A 15,996-nucleotide genomic window follows, 5' to 3' on the forward strand; every position below is an offset into this window, starting at 1 on the left:
TGTCCGAAGTGGGGTTAATTAAGATCCTGCAGCCAGCGTTGCGCCTGCTGTTCCGCCTGCTGCCCGCTGGCAACAACTTCGTAGGGATAGGGTATGGTGCGGGTGGTCAGATAGCGCAGCGCTTTACGCCACAGCGAACGGCGCTTAGCCTCATCCGGTTCGACCCGAACCGCGCCCCGGCAGTAGCGCTGCTGGGCAGCGCGCGTTTCGCTGCCCCATTTCTTATACAGGCGAAAGAAGTGGGCGGAATCTTTCGGCAGCTCCACGCCGCTGAAAATCAGCACGAACGGCTGCTGACGATCGAGCACCGCCTGCAGCGCCGCGATGTGCTGCGGTGCATCCTCATCCGCCACGCGCTCGGGCATCACATAGTGCACCAGCGGCCAGGCGTGCGTATCAATAACAGGTTCAGACATCTCAGACCTCTGCAGCTAACGAAAAGAAGAAGGATCGTAACGAGCGACAAACAGCCGCTGACCGGTGAACGCCATCGGTGAATCCGTCTGCGGCCAGCTTTGCAGCAGCGCAAAGCCCGCCTGGCTCAACATCTGCTGACAGCGATGCTCACAGTGCGCTTCCAGCTGTCCGACACGTGCGTGAGCCTGGACCGCCGCAGGTGTCACCCAGTGCAGCGGCCGCTCTGCGGTATTCTGTAGCAGCATCAGCACCGCACCCGGAGCCAGCCAGGACCGCAGCTCGGCCAGCAGATGATCAGGAGAAGGCTGATTGAGCAGGTCGCTCAGCACCACCGCATCATGCAGGCTGTCGCCGGGCAGCTGGTCTGCCAGTGAGCGTTCGCTATCCAGCGGCACCACCGAGGCGGCGACGCGGGTAAAGCAGTCCTGCAGGCGCGGCGGCGTATGGCCCAGAGCCAGCAGGCTGGGAACGTCGATGCGACTCTCGTCCAGCAGCAGGGGCAGCACGCTGACGGCGATTCCGGCAAAATAGTCGCTGATAATTCCCGGCAGATGCAGCAGCTGATGCAGATTCAGATCCGGCCGCCAATCCTTCGCCAGCGACGGCGCGCGAAGCCAGTCTTCCATCTGCATTGAACGACTGAAGAGCGCATCCGCCAGCGGCGTTGCATCGTCCAGCCAGTTCATTAGCTGCCGCAGGCGATGCCGTGCATCATCAATGCGCTGTTCCAGCTGGTGCTCTGCGGGCGCACACGGTGACAGCGTCCAGATGTCATCGTCGTGGCTGTCCAGCAGCCCCTCATCAAGTAAGTGCAGATGCCAGCGCTGTAGCAGTTCGTCGAAGCAGGGGGCAATCCGCAGCTGCTGACGGCGATCGGCAATCTGCCAGCGATCTTCTGCACAAAATTCCAGCCGCATCAGACTGTGCAGCATCAGCAGCGGAGCCAGGCTTTCGCTTTCGGCGAGAAACGCCGCCAGCGCGGCGCGGCGGCGATCGTCAGGCAGCTGCCCGGCAGCATGGCTTCCGGCACGCAGCCATGCGGGCTGCGGTTGATTGATCTGGCTGTTCATCTCTACTCCCGTGCGGCTAAATGTGTCGTGGCGGTTCAGCCCGCCATGCGGACCTGCTGACAGCTGCTGCGATAGCGCCCCGGCGGCTGACCATACTGACGCTGGAAAAATCGCGTCAGGTGGCTGGCGTGGGCGAAGCCGCAGCGCAGGGCGATATCGCTCAGCGGCAGCGCGCTCTCTTCCAGCAGGTTTTGCGCCAGCTTTAGCCGACACTCAATCACGTAGTTCCATGGCGTGATGCCAAACATGGCGCGGAAGCCGCGTTTAAACGCCATCAGGCTCAGCCCGGCGGTGCGCGCCATTTCTTCAATCGACAACGGTTCGCTGGCCTGCTGGCGGATGACATCGCGGGCGGCAATCAGCCGCTTACGCTCGCGGCTGGGCAGCCGGGATGCCGTCGGTAGCGGACGCGCTTCCTGCTGCGTTTGCAGCTGCCCTAACGCCAGCCACAGCGCGTTCAGCGCCAGGCTTTCAAGATGCAGTGCAGCCAGCGGCGAAGCTTCATTCCATCCCTGCTGAATCGCCATCATCGTCGCCTTCAGCGGTTCGGTTAGCGCTGCGCTAAACACCTTCGGCTCATCACCGGGCACTCGCAGGCCGCACTCTTCCACCAGCGAGAGCAGCTCCGGCGAGAAGTCGACGATCAGCAAATGGTAAAAGTGATGCCGTGGGAAAAAATCATAGCCCTGGCAGCGGCCGCTGGCGCAGGAGAGCCAGAAGCTGTCCGCGCAGTAGTGCTGAATCGCCTGCCGGTTGAGGCGGAACCATCCGGCCCCCTCGCACATCATCACCAGCGACAGGTGAGCATCGCCCTCCCCGCGCAGTTCCAGATCGTCGGCCAGCGTGGCCTGTACCGAGGTTAAACGGATCTTCGGCGTCAGCTGCCAGCGCCGCATTCCCGACGTTGGCAGTTTAGCCAGCTGTGAATCAGACACAAGGCCCTCCGAGTGATAATGATTTTTATTTAGCTTTATCGTGCAATGTTCGTCCGTACTGTGCAACCGTTTTTCGGCGGCGCTCACGTAAGCTCGATTTTTTCTTTACTCACCGGGATGCCTCTATGCTTGTCTTGCGCCTTACTCCTTTGGTCATCAGCAGCCTGCTGCTCAGCCCCCTCGCGCTGGCCGCAGGTGCCAACGACTCACCGTCAGATACGATGCTGGTCAACGCCAGTAAACAGTCACCGGACTCGGCTTCCGCAAAGAACGTTTCCTCGGTGAAGGTCAGTGCGGAAGAGCTGGCGCAGGCCAACGTGACGCGCACCGACGAGCTACCCAAAGTGCTGCCGGGCCTGACGATGGGCAACAGCGGCAGCCTGATTTTCCAGTCGGTGTCGCTGCGCGGCATCTCGTCGGCGCAGGACTTCTATAATCCGGCGGTCAGCATTTACGTGGACGGCGTTCCGCAGCTGTCGACCTATGCCATGCAGGCGCTGGGCGATGTGGAAAGCGTGGAGATGCTGCGCGGCCCGCAGGGAACGCTGTACGGCAAAAGCGCGCAGGGCGGGATTATCAACATCGTCACCCGAAAACCGGATGACACACCGCGCGGCTATGTGGAAGGCGGCATCGCCAGCCGGGACGGCTATCACACCAAAGTGAATATGAGCGGCCCGCTCGCCCCCGGCCTGCTCTACGGCAGCGCCACTCTGCTGCGCCAGGTGGATAACGGATCGATGACCAACCCGGCGACCGACAGCGATAATCTGGGCGGCTCGCGTACCAATCTGGGCGATTTCCGACTGCGTCTGGCACCGGAAGACCAGCCGTGGGAAGCCAGCGTGGCGGTTAGCGAAGAGTGCACCCACGCCACCCAGGACACCTATCTGCCGTACGATAATGAAAAGAGCCGCACGCTGGAAATCAGCGACGGCAGCGGCGATCCCCATCTGCGCCGCTGCACGCATAGCCAGTCGCTGAGCACACAGTACCGTACCGACGGCTGGCTGTTCAGTCTGATCGGTGCCTGGCAGCAGCAAAACTATCAGCGTGAATTCCCCTATTCGGCCTATAACGCCAGCCTGCCGGAACGCTGGAATCAGGACACCCAGGAGCTGCGCGCGGCCACCTTCGGCGGTAACACGCCGGTGGATATGGTGTTTGGCCTTTACCGCCAGAACAGCCGGGAAACGGTGGACTCCGCCTACACTTACAGCGGCGTTCCAATCAGCAGCACCCGTGGCTGGACCGCCAACGAAACGCTGGCCGCCTATAGCGATCTGACGTGGCACCTGACCGACCGCTTCGACCTCGGCGGCGGTCTGCGTTACTCCCACGATAAATCCAAAACGGATTATAACGGCAGCAGCATGGGCTACGGCTGGGGTGACAAAGGGAAAACCCGCGACGACAATCTGCTCGGCCAGGTATCGGCAGGCTGGCAGTTTACCCCGGAACTGCGTGGCTATGTGCGCGTGGCCCAGGGCTATAAACCGGCCGGGTTCAGCATCCAGCCGACGCCGTTAGTCAGCGCCGCGCCTTACGATGCAGAGAAGTCGATTAACTATGAAATCGGCTCCCGCTACGAAGGCGACGCTCTGCGGGTTCAGGGCGCGCTGTTCTACACCCACACCAAAAATCTACAGCTCTATTCCGGCCCGGTGGGCTATCAGAGCCTGAGCAACGCCGGTGCCGCCGATGCGACAGGGGCTGAACTGAGCGCGAGCTGGACGTTCACACCGGGATGGTCCTGGGATGTTAACGGCAACTGGGTGCGTTCCGAGTTTACCGGCGACAGCGAACTGTATGCCGATAACCGCGTGCCGTTCGTGCCGCGCTTCAGCGCCGGAACCAGCCTGAACGGTATTGTTGATACGCCGTGGGGCGCGCTGACACCGCGCCTGGCGCTGAATCTGGTCGGCGAGCACTATTTTGACGGTGATAACACCCTGCGCCAGGGCAGCTATGCCACTACTGATATTCGCCTCGGCTGGCAGGCGACCGAGCTGGTGAATATTGCCGCTTATATCGACAACCTGATGGATCGCCGCTACCGCACTTACGGCATCGTGCAGAACGGTTCGGCCTACGCCCAGGTAAACAATGGACGTACTGCGGGTCTGGATGTCCGGGTCGATCTGTTCTGATTGATAACTCACGGGGTGGTGATGTGTCCACCCCGTATTATCTCATCATTAATTTCAACCCCAATTCCAATTCCAATCCCAACATTTATTATCATTTACTTATAATTAGAATTACGCATTAAATATCAAACAACTCCAGCAATCACACCGCTTCCTAAAAAATGATTCACACTTAGTTTCCAAAGAAAATATCCAACCCTTACAAAATAATGAAATCTCACCACATGACATAGGGCAATAGCCTAATATAGATATCCGACGCCATTTCACGACAAAAAACAGATTATCTGATGAGTATCATTGACAAGACTGTCTGCACCCAAAGGGAGAAGAAGATGCCCGGATTATCCGAAGAATTATCCCGCTTTGTCGTTTCACCGCCGCAATTAATTTGCCGGGAAGGCGAGCCGGATAAAATGTACTGTAGTTTTATTTTAACGGCTGAATTTTCCGGCTTTTGCGGCCATTTTCCCGATAACCCGCTACTGCCAGGAATCGTACAAATTATGCTGGCCCGCTACACCGCTGCCGCAGGAAAAAGTGCGCAGCTGGCCGGTGTTAAACGCTGCAAGTTTTTACATCCAATAAAACCGGGTGAAACGGTGTCCGTTGCCGTTAAACCAGGCCGCCATACTGGCGAATACCAGGCGGTGATTTCCAGTAATGAGATAGATTGCACAAGCCTCGTTTTCGAACTGGAGCATACCGAGGCATGGCAATGACGCGATATCCCTATTTTGCTTCATCGCACTGCCTTGACGGCAGTGCGGCACCTGCACCGATTGAATACAGCGTGAAACGCATCGTACGTTTTGACGAAGTGGACTCGCTGGAAATTGTCTGGCACGGGCACTATGCCAGCTACTTCGAAGATGCGCGCGTCGCGCTGGGGGAACATTTGGGTATTGGGTATTCCACGCTTTATCGGGAGCAGGTTCCTGCGCCGATTAAACAACTTTTTGTTAACTATCATCGCCCGCTGGCGTTTGCAGAACGCTGCCGGATAGTCGCTCGCCTGCACTGGAGTGAAGCGGCACGGATGAACATGTCTTATAAAATTATTAACACGCAGGGCGAGACGGTCGCAACGGGCTTTAGCGTGCAGATGTTTACATTAAAATCGGGAGAGTATCTGACCCAGCAGCCCGACTTCTATGCCGCATTTTGTCAGCGCTGGAAGCAGGGTCAGATCCCTCCGATGCTATCAGCCGGTAAATAATCCACCGTTAACGCCAATCACCTGGCCAGTAATATAGCTGGCCCCTTCAGAAGCGAAAAAGCTGACAACGGACGCCACCTCCTCGGGTTCGCCAACGCGGCGCAGTGGAATCGTACTGCTAATGCTTTCCAGCGGCAGCGCCGATGTCATATCGGTACTGATAAACCCCGGGGCCACGGCGTTAACCAGAATATTGCGGCGCGCCAGCTCAACCGCCAGTGAGCGAGTAGCACCAATTAACCCGGCCTTCGCAGCCGAATAGTTGACCTGGCCCGCAACGCCGGTTTGCCCGGCGGTGGAGGCGATATTGATAATACGGCCCCCCCGCCTGCGCTGCATTGCCGGCAGCACGGTCGAGGTCACATTGTAAAAGCCCCCCAGATGCACCTGCAACACACGGTCCCACTCCTCACGCGTCATCATCGCCAGGACCTTATCGCAGGCGAAACCGGCATTATTCACCAGCACCGCAGGCGCGCCGAACTGCTCGATCAGCGGCTCCAGCACCTCACGGCATTGTTTGGCGTCAGAGACGTCAAAAGGCAGTAATCGACACTCCCCCCCGGCAGCGACGATTTCATCACGCAGCGCTTCGGCAGCAGCGTGCTCACGGCGGTAGTTCAACCAGAGTGAAAAACCCTCTCCGGCCAGCCTGCGCGCAACTGCAGCGCCAATTCCCCTACTCGCTCCGGTCACCAGAGCGACGTGGCACTCTGGCCTCTGTCGTGTTGCCGTTGTATCCATGTTAACTATCCCCTTCGTATATAAACCAGGGCCTATAAGCTACTCGATAATCATTTTAACTCTATTTAAAATTAAAAAATTATTACATTAGAATAATAATATTCATTAATTAAACACCACGGAAACATAAAAAATCACTTTTAATAAACGTAGCATTAATAATTAAAATGAAAAACGGCATCAAACGGTAAGATGCCAAAACAATATCTATTAATGATAAAGCACTTTAAACGATAACGAAATAGAGCCTTTTTAACATCTGGCACTTAAGAGCATATTGCCAGTACGGATTACTTGCAGACGTAAGCATATCCCCACGTCGGATTGCGGGGGTTCTATTGTGAATAGAATGATGCCTTGCGCATCGTATTAATATTCCATCATTCGAACAGGGAGTGGATATGTTACACCGTGTTGCTATTACAGGATTAGGTATTGTTTCCAGTATTGGAACCTCAGTCAGTGAAGTCACTGATGCGTTGTATCACGGCCGTTCTGGCATCGTCATCGATCCTGTACGGCAGGATTTAGGCTTTAATTCACCGTTAACCGGTGCAATAAAAAACTTCTCTCCCCGTTTTCCGCTAAACCGTAAACAACGTAAAACCACGCCGCAGTTCGTTGAATGGGCTGCTGAAGCCGCATTTTGCGCTCTGGATGATTCCGGCCTGTCACCCGATGACATTCGTAACGACCGAAGTGGATTGATTTTTGGCTGTGACTCCAGCGTCCTGGCCGGTATTGAACAGGCCAACCGCCTTGAAGAGGTGCGTGATACGTCACGACTGGGCAGTGGCCTGGTATTTCAATCGATGACCTCCACCACCACCATAAATCTCAATGCCATTCTGGGTACGCAGGGAGCAAGTTGGTCAATCAGCGGTGCCTGTGCCAGTAGCGGACACGCGGTGGGCCAGGCCGCAGACCTGATTATGCTTGGGCGCCAGGATCGCATCATTTGCGGCGGGGCGCAGGAAATCAACTGGCAGGCCACCTGTAGCTTTGATGGACTGGGCGCGTTTTCAACCCGCGTTGATAGCCCGCAGTCAGCCAGTCGGCCGTTTGCTAAAAGCCGCGACGGGCTTGTACCCGGCGGCGGTGCCGCCGTTTTAATGCTGGAACGCTACGATCTTGCCGTTGCACGCAGAGCACCGATCTGGGGAGAAATTCTCGGTTACGGCTTCTCCTCCGATGGTGAAAATATCGTCGCGCCGAGCCGAACCGGGCTGGGCCGCGCGATGCGTATGGCGCTGAAAAATGCCGAACTGATGCCGCAGGATATTTCCTATCTTTGCGCGCACGCCACATCGACCCCTCTGGGGGATGCGATGGAAGCCGGCAATATTCTTGATATTTTCGGCGAGCGCGGCGTGCCGGTTTCTTCAACCAAATCCATGACCGGGCACGAATTATGGATGAGCGGGGCCGCACAGGTGGTGTACAGCTGTCTGATGGCAAGGAACGATTTTATGGCCGCCAACATTAACTTTGATGGCGGCGATGAAGCGACCTCGCATCTCGACATAATCACTGAAACCCGCCAGCAGCCGTTGACTTCAGCACTGTGTAATTCGGCAGGCTTTGGCGGCACCAACTCCAGCCTGGTAATAGGTTTTTAATATGGCCACCAGACCTTCAGCCGTGATTATCGGGGCGGGCGCTTCAGGAATGGTGTCTGCGCTGCTACTCGCCATGCATGGTTATCGCGTGTCAATCGTCGAGCGAGCGAAAGAACCGGGCGTCACTATGCGCGGCTTTCTGAAAAGCCGAGTCTACTTCGAAAGCGGCGTTCATTTTGTCGGTGAACTGTCGCCACACGGCGTGTTAACCGCCTATCTGCGTTACCTGGGCATACGCGATCTGCCCAGTGTCGAGTTCGATCGTAACTGCTTTGAAACCGTGCGTTTTTCCGATCGCGGTGACTTTTCGCTGGCTGCCGATTACGACAAAATGCTGGCCGGACTCTGTGCCGATTTCCCGGCAGAAAAAGAGGGAATTCATCGCTATATGGCCAACGTTAAGGCCGCCTATTATTCCTCTGCTTTTCACACGCTACAGGGCTCCCCCATCAGGGATGAAACCGATCCTCGATGGCATATCTCACTCCAGGACTATATTGCCGGCTATATCCGCGATCCCTGGTTACAGGCCCTGCTGGCGATCCCCTGCCTGTACCATGGCGTTTCTCCTGAAAACGTCTCCTTCCTGCAGCACGCCCGCGTGGCAGGGACGCATTTTGGCGGCGTTCGTACCTTTACACAGGGTGGGCTGTCGCTGGTTAAGGCGTTCGAACAGCGCCTGGCTGAAGAAGGCGTAGTGCTGCACTGTAACCATAGTGTCGTGCAGATCCACTGCAAATCCGACGGTACGCTGAGCGAGGTCGAACTGGATAATGGTGAGCGTCTGGGCTGCTCTGTCGTTATTTACACCGGGCACCCCGGTTTTCTGCCGCAGATGCTGCCAGAAAAAGCGCTGCGCCCGACGGCAGTGAATCGCATGCATCAGCTCTACGATGGGATGTCGGCACACCTGCTGTATCTTTCCGGTGGAACCGAGCCGCCGCTGCTGCTCGACAAAAAGAATTTCCTTTACTGTCAGCACGCCCGGTCATTTACCGAGGCTTTTAAACCTCTCCATCGGGGTACTGCAGGGCCTTTTTATATTATGCCGGGTCCGTCAGTGCTTAACCGCGAGAGTGGACAATTTGATTCCGTTGATTTTGTCGCGGCGATCCCCTGCGACGCAGCGGAATACCGCGCGTTTTATGGTACCGGCAGCGGCAAGCGCCCTTCCGCCTACCGGGCGCAGAAAAAGCAGCGTCTCAAAGAGCTTTACGCCTCATTGTGTCGGACTGTCCCAGAAATCGAGGGATTGAGGCTGGTAGACGGTGCCACTCCCGCAACATTACAAAAGTATCTCTATTCACCGGGCGCGGGAATGTACGGCGTAGCACACGATGTAACGCAGTTTAATCCGCTGCCGGTGACTCGCGTTGCTGGCCTGTTCGTGGCTGGCCAGGCGGTGACCGGCCCGGGGGTGATGGGCGCGACGATTTCAGCGTTTCTCGCCTGTGGCTATTTGCTGGATCACCAGAATCTACTGAACGGAGTCAGAGCATGCCGTTAAGAAGAGTCGTTATCACCGGTGTGGGTGCCGTATCTCCTTTCGGTGCCGGTGCTGAGAAAATGATGGCCGCCTTAACCCGTGGTGAATCGGGGATCGGCCGCCTGCCGCAGCACGATTACAGCGATACACAGGACGTGCCGCAAGTTGCCGGGCGCGTCCCGCGCCTGGACACAACCAGTATTCCACGCCGTCATCGTCGCACGATGTCCCCGATGTCCTGCTGGAGCCTGCTGGCCGCAGAGGAAGCGTTGGCACAGGCTGCCTTTCCTCGCGAACGACTGTCCGATCCGCGCTTTGGCGTTATCGTGGGTTCAACAATGGGCAGCATTGATACCTGGCGTTCTATTTTTGAAAACTACCTGGTTGCCCGTCAGTTTGCCGCCGTTAAAGCGCGCGACTTCTTCCGCATTATGGGCCATTCCGTCGCGTCAAATCTGGCGCAGGCACTGGATATTACCGGCCGGGTGATGGCAGTAACATCAGCCTGCGCCTCCAGCGCCCAGTCGATCGGTATGGCCTATGAGGCGATTGCCTGCGGCCTGCAGGATGCGATGCTGTGCGGCGGAGCCGATGAATTCCATCCGCTGACGATTGCAACATTCGATCATATGGCTGCCGCTTCAAGAGGCTTCAACGAGCATCCTCACGCCACGCCACGTCCGTTTGATCAACAGCGTGACGGCGTGGTCTGTGCAGAAGGCGCCGGGATACTGCTGCTGGAATCCCGCTCAAGGGCCCTGGCGCGAGGCGCGACGATTCTGGCAGAAATTACCGGATTTGCCTCCGCCAGCGATGTGTCGAGTATTGCTAATCCTGACCCGTTCCCGCTTCGCCGCTGCATGCAGCAGGCACTGAACAACGCCCAGATCCCGGTAGATGCCTTGAGCTACATTAACGCCCACGCCACCGGCACACGGTTAGGCGATATCGCCGAAAGCGAGGCGATTGCCGGGCTGTGCGGAAAACTGGTCCCGGTGTCCAGCCTGAAGGGGCATCTGGGGCACACCATGGCGGCCAGTGGCGCACTGGAGCTTATCGCCTGCATCGGCATGCTTCAGCAGGGGGTACTGATCCCTACTCTCAATCTTGATAATCCCGATGATCAATGCGACAGCATTCGACACGTCAACGGGCTCACCACTACGCCGGTGCAACACGTACTGAAAAACAGTTTTGCCCTTGGGGGCATTATTTCAACCCTGATATTAAGGAAAATATGATGGATAAGAACGCACTGAAGGAAAAAGTTAATCAGATCCTGGCTGAGGAATTTGAACTGGAGCTGAGCGATCTGCATCCGGAAGCAAAGCTGTACGAAGATCTGGGACTGGACAGCCTGGACGCTGTGGATATGGTCGTCGCCTTCGAAAAAGCGTTTGCTATCAATATTGGTAAGAATACCGAGCTGGTTAGCATTAAAACGCTCGGTGAACTTCAGGAGTTTATCTTAAAAACTTCAATGGCTCAGGCAGTCTGATTATTACGAGGAGCACGGATGATATTCCCCTTATCGGCGCAGAGCCTGATCCCTCATCGCGAAGGAATGTGTTGTATCGACAGTATTCTCAGTATCGAGGGGCCGCGAGTACAGGCATCCGTAAAACTGCACGCCGATCATCTGTTGTTAGATGAAAACGGTACGCTCGACCGCTGCGGTTACATTGAACTTGCGGCTCAGGCAGCCTGTGCGTTAAAGGGTGTCGACGCCGCCAAAGGCCGGGAGTCTGCAACTGCACTGCTGGCCTCGGTCAATAATTTTCAGCTCTTTGACGATGCAGGAACAGGAGAAACGCTGCTGATTTCTGTCGCCATTACGACTGAACTTGCTGACCTGTCCATGCTGGAATTCAACGTTGCCTGCGGGCAACGTTTACTGGCCCGTGGAGAATTAAAAGTGTTTTATCAGGCAGATAATGAACGGAGTATCACTGCACAATGACCACTGCTATTTTTCACCGGGGAAGCCGTATCGCCGTGCTGTTAATTCACGGTCTTACCGGTACGCCAAAAGAAATGGACTCCATCGCGATGCGCCTGCATCGCTATGGATTTACCGTTTCTATTCCCGTGCTGCCGGGCCACTGCTCGGATATGAACGCGTTGTTAAAAACGACCCGGCTGGACTGGCTACGGGAAATCGCCGCTGAATATAAGCGGCTGACTGGCGAAGGCTACCAGGTTTTCGCCGGTGGCCTGTCTGCCGGAGCATCGATGGGGATTATTCTTGCCCATCACTTTCCTGATATGCGCGGGCTGGCGCTCTACGCCATCACGCTGAAATGTAACGGCTGGGCGGTATCAAAATTCTCATTTATGCTGCCGCTGTTACTTAAAATCCCGCTGTTCCGCAACAACTATCACTTTCAGGAAGCACCGCCGTATGGCATCAAAAACGAACAGCTGCGCGAGCGTATCGTTCTGAAACTGCAAAGCGGGGACAGTTCGGCCGCCGGCCACACCAACACACCCGGAGTGATGCTGCGCGAGGTGTTGCGCCTTGCCGGTGAGGCAAAAAAAGTGATGCCGACAACCCGAGTACCGGCCCTGTTAATCCACGCACGTGAGGACGACGTGACAGATATTTCCAATTCCCGTTACGTTGAACGGCACTACGGTGGTAAAACCGAATTTATCCAACTGGAGGAAAGTTATCATCTGGTGACCATCGATCAGGAGCGTCAGCAGGTAGCAGAGGCCACCGCGCGCTTCTTTTATCAGCAGTTGGACGAGCATGAACGCCAGCAGCTTGCCGCGTCCGCACGCAAGAAAATCCCGGGTATCGAATCGCAGCCGGAACCGGGGGGTAATCTGAAAAAGTAAGCGGTCAGGCTGTTTTCAACGATCGTCAGCAGCGGCGCCTGTGCTATCATCGCCGCCAGCGCGCCGTTTCACGAACGGTGCAACTCTCTTTCAGCCCCTTCAAAGGTATGCAGCCGTGAATAAAAGAGCGATAGCCCCTACCGTTATCTTTATTGCCGCAATGGCGTTTTTGGTATGGTTTATCGCTTCCGGCGCGGCAATGCCCGGCAGTCAGTAAGCAGGATCGGCAAGCTGGTTGGACCAATATTGAATGGCACAAATCTGATAACGCCATTAATTAACACAATATATCTGCGTTGATACCTGTACGTATTGATCATTGCGTGTATAAATTGCATAATTTTTTTCATCTGTAATTATGCATTTCTGAATGCGTTTACGCTTTTTTTACCAAATAAAGTCGATTTGCTCCGGCAGTTGAGCTGGAAAATCATAACACTGATGTTTATCACGTGCAGATTGCCCCGCTATCAGGACAGCAGGCGCTTACGGGTCGTTATAATTACGCCTGTCATTATTTGCCGTTTTATAACAAAACTTACTGAATTTAGTGAATTTAATAACGTTATACGCTTCCGCATATTCATATATATAGCGAGAAGGCAGCACGTTTTCTATTTGTAAATTTAGCCTCTGCTTTCAGGGGCATGCTTGACCTCACTACCAGGAAAAAGATCTATGTCCGAAAACTTGATTGAACGTATTTCAACGGCGCTGGGATCGGAAAGAACGCTGGAAGGTTTTGTGCGCCAGCTGCTGGAAATGCTCGAACTGGTTACCGATATGGAATCAACCTACCTGACGCATATTGATGATGCCGAAGGGCTTCAGCATATCCTGTATGCCCGTAACACGCAGAAAATGCAGATCCCCGAAGGTCTGTCGGTGCCGTGGCAGGATACGTTGTGCAAACGCGCGATGGAAGATGGCCGCAGCTTCACCAACGATGTACCCGGCGTTTGGCCCGATTCTGAAGCCGCCAAAGCGCTGGGTATCACCACCTACCTCAGTACGCCAGTCATGCTGGGCGACGGCTTGTTATACGGCACGCTCTGCGCCGCCAGTGCGCAAAGCCACCCCCTGTCCGATCGTGCGGAACAGATTATCCACCTGTTTGCCGAACTGATCGGCCAGTACATTCGTAAAGAGCAGCTGCTGCAGGAGCTGCGCGAAGCCAACGATGCGCTGACCGCCGTCAGTATGACCGATGAACTGACCGGGCTACCCAATCGTCGCTCGGTCTTCAACCATCTGCCAAAACTGTTTGCCGCAGCGGCCATTGAGGAACGATCGGTACTGGTGGCCTTTGTCGATCTCGACGGTTTTAAAGCCATTAACGACAGCTACGGCCATGAAAGCGGCGATCGGTTCCTGCAGTCTATTGCCCAGCGGCTACGCCAGTTTGCCGGGCCGGAAGATATCATTGGTCGCCTGGGCGGGGATGAATTTATCATCGCCAGTCTGGGGCCGCAGATCGACGCCGTCAGCGACGATCACGTGCAGACGTTTAAAGCACAGCTGGCTGAGAAAATAACAGGAAGGTATGAGCTTCGCGGCAATCTGATTGATTACGGCGGGGCCAGTCTGGGGGTCATCGCGGCAAATCCGCTGGCCTGTACGCCGGACCTGGCGGTCCACGATGCGGACAGCAGCATGTATCAGGATAAAATACGCCGCAGACACGTACAGCATTAAAAAAACCGGCGGCAAATTGCCGCCGGCTGAGCCCAGCTTTCTGACTCAAGGCACTGACAGAATCACTGCAGGCGTTCGGCAATCGGTTTAACTACCTTGACGCCGTTACGCCCGTAAAATTGATACAGCGTGTCCGATGCCGACTGGGTCAGCACCATGATTTCGATACGGCGGTTACGGGCCGACAGCGGGTTCTTCGGGTCCAGCAGCATGCGATCCGCCATCGCGTTCACCTGTAGTACTCGCTTCGCCTCCAGCCCTCCTTTTTCCAGCACCGTTCTGGCCGCCAGCGCGCGATCGCCGGACAGATTCCAGTTGTTGTATCCGGCGTTATCACGGTAGTTAGCCGCGTCGGTATGGCCGTTGATGATCACTTTGTTATCAATACGGTTAAATACCGGGGCCAGCTCGCTAAGCAGCCGAGTAAAGAAAGGGGTCATCTGCGCACTCCCGCGTTCGAACATCACCCGATCGTCGTCGTCCTGCAGCAGAATACGCAGGCCCTGCGGGACTTTTTCCAGCGACAGATTACCCTGCGCGTTTAACTCCGCCGTGATACGGGCTATCGCCTCACCCAGTTCATTGAGCTCGCGATCCGAACGCGACAACACATTTTCCAGCGACTCCGGCTGCGACGCTTCCTGCTCCGCGGATTCGTTCGCCTCGGCGGCTTGTACAGGCAGGCTGGTCATAATGGGCGCAGGACCGGCAATCGCCGTCGGATCGCTAATCGGGCTGAATACCGTGCCGTCAAAAATCGAGGTCCCGTTCAGGTTAGCGACAATCTCCTGCCGCTCCTCTTTTGACACCGCGCCCACAATCCACAGCACCATAAACAGCGCCATCATCGCCAGCGTAAAGTCAGCGAAGGCGACCTTCCACGCACCGGTATGCACGCCGTGATGGGCCTTTTTGCCACCGCGCTTAATAATGGTGGTATGCGATCCCTTCTTCATTCTTCAGTCTCGTTCATGGCGTTCACCCAGCCGTCCAGCGTGGCAAAGGTCGGCTTACTCTCCAGCGACAGCAGCTTACGCCCGGCGTCAACCGCCAGCAGAGTGGGTTTACCGGCCACGTGGCTGACCAGCACAGTACGAATACAGGAGAAAATGGTCATACGTTTACGCATGCACTGCTCCATCGCGTTAGCCAGCGGGTCCATCAGGCAATAGCAGAAGAATACCCCGAGGAACGTCCCCACCAGCGCGGCGGCCACCTTCAGACCGATCAGCGCAATCGAGCCGTCAATCGACTGCATGGTAATAATGATCCCCAGTACCGCCGCACAAATACCGAATCCCGGCATCGCTTCCGCCGTACGCTGTAGCGAACGCGAAGGCACCAGCATCTCCTCTTCCACCGCTTCTATTTCCGCTTCCAGAAGCCCTTCCATTTCATGCTCGTTGATTTTTCCCATAGCCATCAGCCGGAAGTTATCGGAAATAAAAGTAATAAAGTCTCGGTTCTTTAAGATCAGCGGATACTTCTGAAACAGTGAACTGTTTTCCGGAATATCAATATGCTCATCCAGCGCCTTCAGGCCGCCGTCCTGCACCAGCTCCAGCAGTTCGTACATCAGCATTAATAGCTGACGCTGAAATTCCGCATCCTGCTCATCTTTTCCTACGGCAGATTTAATCTGCACCCACATGGCTTTTAATACATGCTTCGGGTTGGCAATAACCATCGCCCCCACTCCGGCCCCGAGAATAATAATTAATTCACCTGGCTGCCAGAATGCGGAAATACGTCCGCCGGACATCATGTAGCCGCCAACCACGCAGCCTAAAACCACGATTAATCCCAATAGTTTCTGCATT

At 55.8% G+C, this 15,996-nt stretch carries 17 protein-coding genes; 11 read left to right on the forward strand and 6 right to left on the reverse strand.

Features of this window, described 5'->3' with window-relative positions:
* Nucleotides 1-14: 14 nt before the first annotated feature.
* From IBT47_RS06905 to IBT47_RS27330, 3 genes are read right to left on the reverse strand one after another with little or no spacing between them, the layout of a single operon-like run.
* Nucleotides 15-416 (reverse strand): hypothetical protein, encoded by a 402-nt coding sequence (locus IBT47_RS06905; RefSeq protein ID WP_200559883.1) that lies wholly within the window; start codon nt 414-416, stop codon nt 15-17.
* A gap of 15 nt (nt 417-431) precedes the next feature.
* Nucleotides 432-1,487 carry a hypothetical protein gene (locus IBT47_RS06910; RefSeq protein WP_200559884.1) on the reverse strand — a complete coding sequence of 352 codons (1,056 nt, stop codon included), beginning with the start codon at nt 1,485-1,487 and terminating at the stop codon, nt 432-434.
* Nucleotides 1,488-1,522: 35 nt separating this feature from the next.
* On the reverse strand, nt 1,523-2,422 hold the full coding sequence (locus IBT47_RS27330; RefSeq protein WP_146114107.1) for a helix-turn-helix domain-containing protein: 900 nt from the start codon (nt 2,420-2,422) through the stop codon (nt 1,523-1,525).
* 125 nt (nt 2,423-2,547) lie between these two features.
* On the opposite strand from IBT47_RS27330, the gene IBT47_RS06920 reads away from it, so the two are divergent.
* The 3 genes from IBT47_RS06920 (at nt 2,548) to IBT47_RS06930 (ending at nt 5,791) form a co-directional block, all read left to right on the forward strand.
* On the forward strand, nt 2,548-4,572 hold the full coding sequence (locus IBT47_RS06920) for a TonB-dependent siderophore receptor (RefSeq protein ID WP_200559885.1): 2,025 nt from the start codon (nt 2,548-2,550) through the stop codon (nt 4,570-4,572).
* Between the two features lie 290 nt (nt 4,573-4,862).
* Complete coding sequence (locus tag IBT47_RS06925) at nt 4,863-5,294, forward strand: hypothetical protein (protein ID WP_200559887.1); 432 nt, start codon at nt 4,863-4,865, stop codon at nt 5,292-5,294.
* Nucleotides 5,285-5,791: an acyl-CoA thioesterase gene (locus IBT47_RS06930; RefSeq protein WP_200559889.1), complete on the forward strand. Its 507-nt coding sequence runs from the start codon at nt 5,285-5,287 to the stop codon at nt 5,789-5,791. Before IBT47_RS06925 ends, IBT47_RS06930 begins: the two co-directional genes overlap by 10 nt.
* Here IBT47_RS06930 and fabG read toward each other — a convergent pair.
* Nucleotides 5,777-6,535: a 3-oxoacyl-ACP reductase FabG gene (gene fabG / locus IBT47_RS06935; RefSeq protein ID WP_200559891.1), complete on the reverse strand. Its 759-nt coding sequence runs from the start codon at nt 6,533-6,535 to the stop codon at nt 5,777-5,779. The two genes, IBT47_RS06930 and fabG, sit on opposite strands and share 15 nt — an antisense overlap.
* Nucleotides 6,536-6,936: 401 nt before the next feature.
* On the opposite strand from fabG, the gene IBT47_RS06940 reads away from it, so the two are divergent.
* The 8 genes from IBT47_RS06940 to IBT47_RS06975 all read left to right on the forward strand — a co-directional run bounded on the left by IBT47_RS06940 (nt 6,937) and on the right by IBT47_RS06975 (nt 14,176).
* Nucleotides 6,937-8,154, forward strand: coding sequence for a beta-ketoacyl synthase (locus IBT47_RS06940; RefSeq protein ID WP_200559893.1), 1,218 nt, complete (start codon nt 6,937-6,939; stop codon nt 8,152-8,154).
* A gap of 1 nt (nt 8,155) precedes the next feature.
* Complete coding sequence (locus IBT47_RS06945) at nt 8,156-9,661, forward strand: NAD(P)/FAD-dependent oxidoreductase (RefSeq protein ID WP_200559895.1); 1,506 nt, start codon at nt 8,156-8,158, stop codon at nt 9,659-9,661.
* Complete coding sequence (locus tag IBT47_RS06950; RefSeq protein ID WP_200559897.1) at nt 9,652-10,881, forward strand: beta-ketoacyl synthase; 1,230 nt, start codon at nt 9,652-9,654, stop codon at nt 10,879-10,881. The genes IBT47_RS06945 and IBT47_RS06950 overlap by 10 nt, the downstream gene beginning before the upstream one ends.
* Nucleotides 10,881-11,138: an acyl carrier protein gene (locus IBT47_RS06955; protein ID WP_200545495.1), complete on the forward strand. Its 258-nt coding sequence runs from the start codon at nt 10,881-10,883 to the stop codon at nt 11,136-11,138. The genes IBT47_RS06950 and IBT47_RS06955 overlap by 1 nt, the downstream gene beginning before the upstream one ends.
* An 18-nt stretch (nt 11,139-11,156) precedes the next feature.
* The gene (locus IBT47_RS06960; protein WP_200559899.1) at nt 11,157-11,600 is read left to right on the forward strand and encodes a hypothetical protein; all 444 of its coding nucleotides are present in this window, start codon (nt 11,157-11,159) and stop codon (nt 11,598-11,600) included.
* Nucleotides 11,597-12,481, forward strand: coding sequence for a carboxylesterase (locus tag IBT47_RS06965; RefSeq protein WP_200559901.1), 885 nt, complete (start codon nt 11,597-11,599; stop codon nt 12,479-12,481). Before IBT47_RS06960 ends, IBT47_RS06965 begins: the two co-directional genes overlap by 4 nt.
* Nucleotides 12,482-12,596: 115 nt before the next feature.
* Nucleotides 12,597-12,698, forward strand: a complete 102-nt coding sequence (locus IBT47_RS27335; RefSeq protein ID WP_172606533.1) for a YoaK family small membrane protein — start codon at nt 12,597-12,599, stop codon at nt 12,696-12,698.
* A 461-nt stretch (nt 12,699-13,159) separates the two neighbouring features.
* On the forward strand, nt 13,160-14,176 hold the full coding sequence (locus IBT47_RS06975; protein WP_200559902.1) for a sensor domain-containing diguanylate cyclase: 1,017 nt from the start codon (nt 13,160-13,162) through the stop codon (nt 14,174-14,176).
* A 62-nt stretch (nt 14,177-14,238) separates the two neighbouring features.
* On the opposite strand, the gene lafU is transcribed toward IBT47_RS06975, so the two are convergent.
* Together lafU and motA are read right to left on the reverse strand one after the other, a co-directional pair.
* On the reverse strand, nt 14,239-15,132 hold the full coding sequence (gene lafU / locus IBT47_RS06980) for a putative lateral flagellar export/assembly protein LafU (RefSeq protein ID WP_200559903.1): 894 nt from the start codon (nt 15,130-15,132) through the stop codon (nt 14,239-14,241).
* Nucleotides 15,129-15,995: a flagellar motor stator protein MotA gene (gene motA / locus IBT47_RS06985; RefSeq protein WP_105590959.1), complete on the reverse strand. Its 867-nt coding sequence runs from the start codon at nt 15,993-15,995 to the stop codon at nt 15,129-15,131. Before motA ends, lafU begins: the two co-directional genes overlap by 4 nt.
* Nucleotide 15,996: the final 1 nt, after the last annotated feature.

This window comes from Erwinia sp. S43 (assembly GCF_016624745.1).
GTDB lineage: Bacteria > Pseudomonadota > Gammaproteobacteria > Enterobacterales > Enterobacteriaceae > Erwinia > Erwinia coffeiphila.

Excerpts from the sequence above, each read along its gene's own strand:
- lafU (WP_200559903.1), bottom strand. The coding sequence starts at position 15,132 with ATGAAGAAGGGATCGCATACCACCATTATTAAGCGCGGTGGCAAAAAG.
- IBT47_RS06945 (WP_200559895.1), top strand. The coding sequence starts at position 8,156 with ATGGCCACCAGACCTTCAGCCGTGATTATCGGGGCGGGCGCTTCAGGA.
- IBT47_RS06940 (WP_200559893.1), top strand. The coding sequence starts at position 6,937 with ATGTTACACCGTGTTGCTATTACAGGATTAGGTATTGTTTCCAGTATT.
- IBT47_RS06950 (WP_200559897.1), top strand. The coding sequence starts at position 9,652 with ATGCCGTTAAGAAGAGTCGTTATCACCGGTGTGGGTGCCGTATCTCCT.
- IBT47_RS06955 (WP_200545495.1), top strand. The coding sequence starts at position 10,881 with ATGGATAAGAACGCACTGAAGGAAAAAGTTAATCAGATCCTGGCTGAG.
- IBT47_RS06920 (WP_200559885.1), top strand. The coding sequence starts at position 2,548 with ATGCTTGTCTTGCGCCTTACTCCTTTGGTCATCAGCAGCCTGCTGCTC.
- motA (WP_105590959.1), bottom strand. The coding sequence starts at position 15,995 with ATGCAGAAACTATTGGGATTAATCGTGGTTTTAGGCTGCGTGGTTGGC.
- IBT47_RS06960 (WP_200559899.1), top strand. The coding sequence starts at position 11,157 with ATGATATTCCCCTTATCGGCGCAGAGCCTGATCCCTCATCGCGAAGGA.
- IBT47_RS06975 (WP_200559902.1), top strand. The coding sequence starts at position 13,160 with ATGTCCGAAAACTTGATTGAACGTATTTCAACGGCGCTGGGATCGGAA.
- IBT47_RS06925 (WP_200559887.1), top strand. The coding sequence starts at position 4,863 with ATGAGTATCATTGACAAGACTGTCTGCACCCAAAGGGAGAAGAAGATG.
- IBT47_RS06965 (WP_200559901.1), top strand. The coding sequence starts at position 11,597 with ATGACCACTGCTATTTTTCACCGGGGAAGCCGTATCGCCGTGCTGTTA.
- IBT47_RS06910 (WP_200559884.1), bottom strand. The coding sequence starts at position 1,487 with ATGAACAGCCAGATCAATCAACCGCAGCCCGCATGGCTGCGTGCCGGA.
- IBT47_RS06930 (WP_200559889.1), top strand. The coding sequence starts at position 5,285 with ATGGCAATGACGCGATATCCCTATTTTGCTTCATCGCACTGCCTTGAC.
- IBT47_RS06905 (WP_200559883.1), bottom strand. The coding sequence starts at position 416 with ATGTCTGAACCTGTTATTGATACGCACGCCTGGCCGCTGGTGCACTAT.
- fabG (WP_200559891.1), bottom strand. The coding sequence starts at position 6,535 with ATGGATACAACGGCAACACGACAGAGGCCAGAGTGCCACGTCGCTCTG.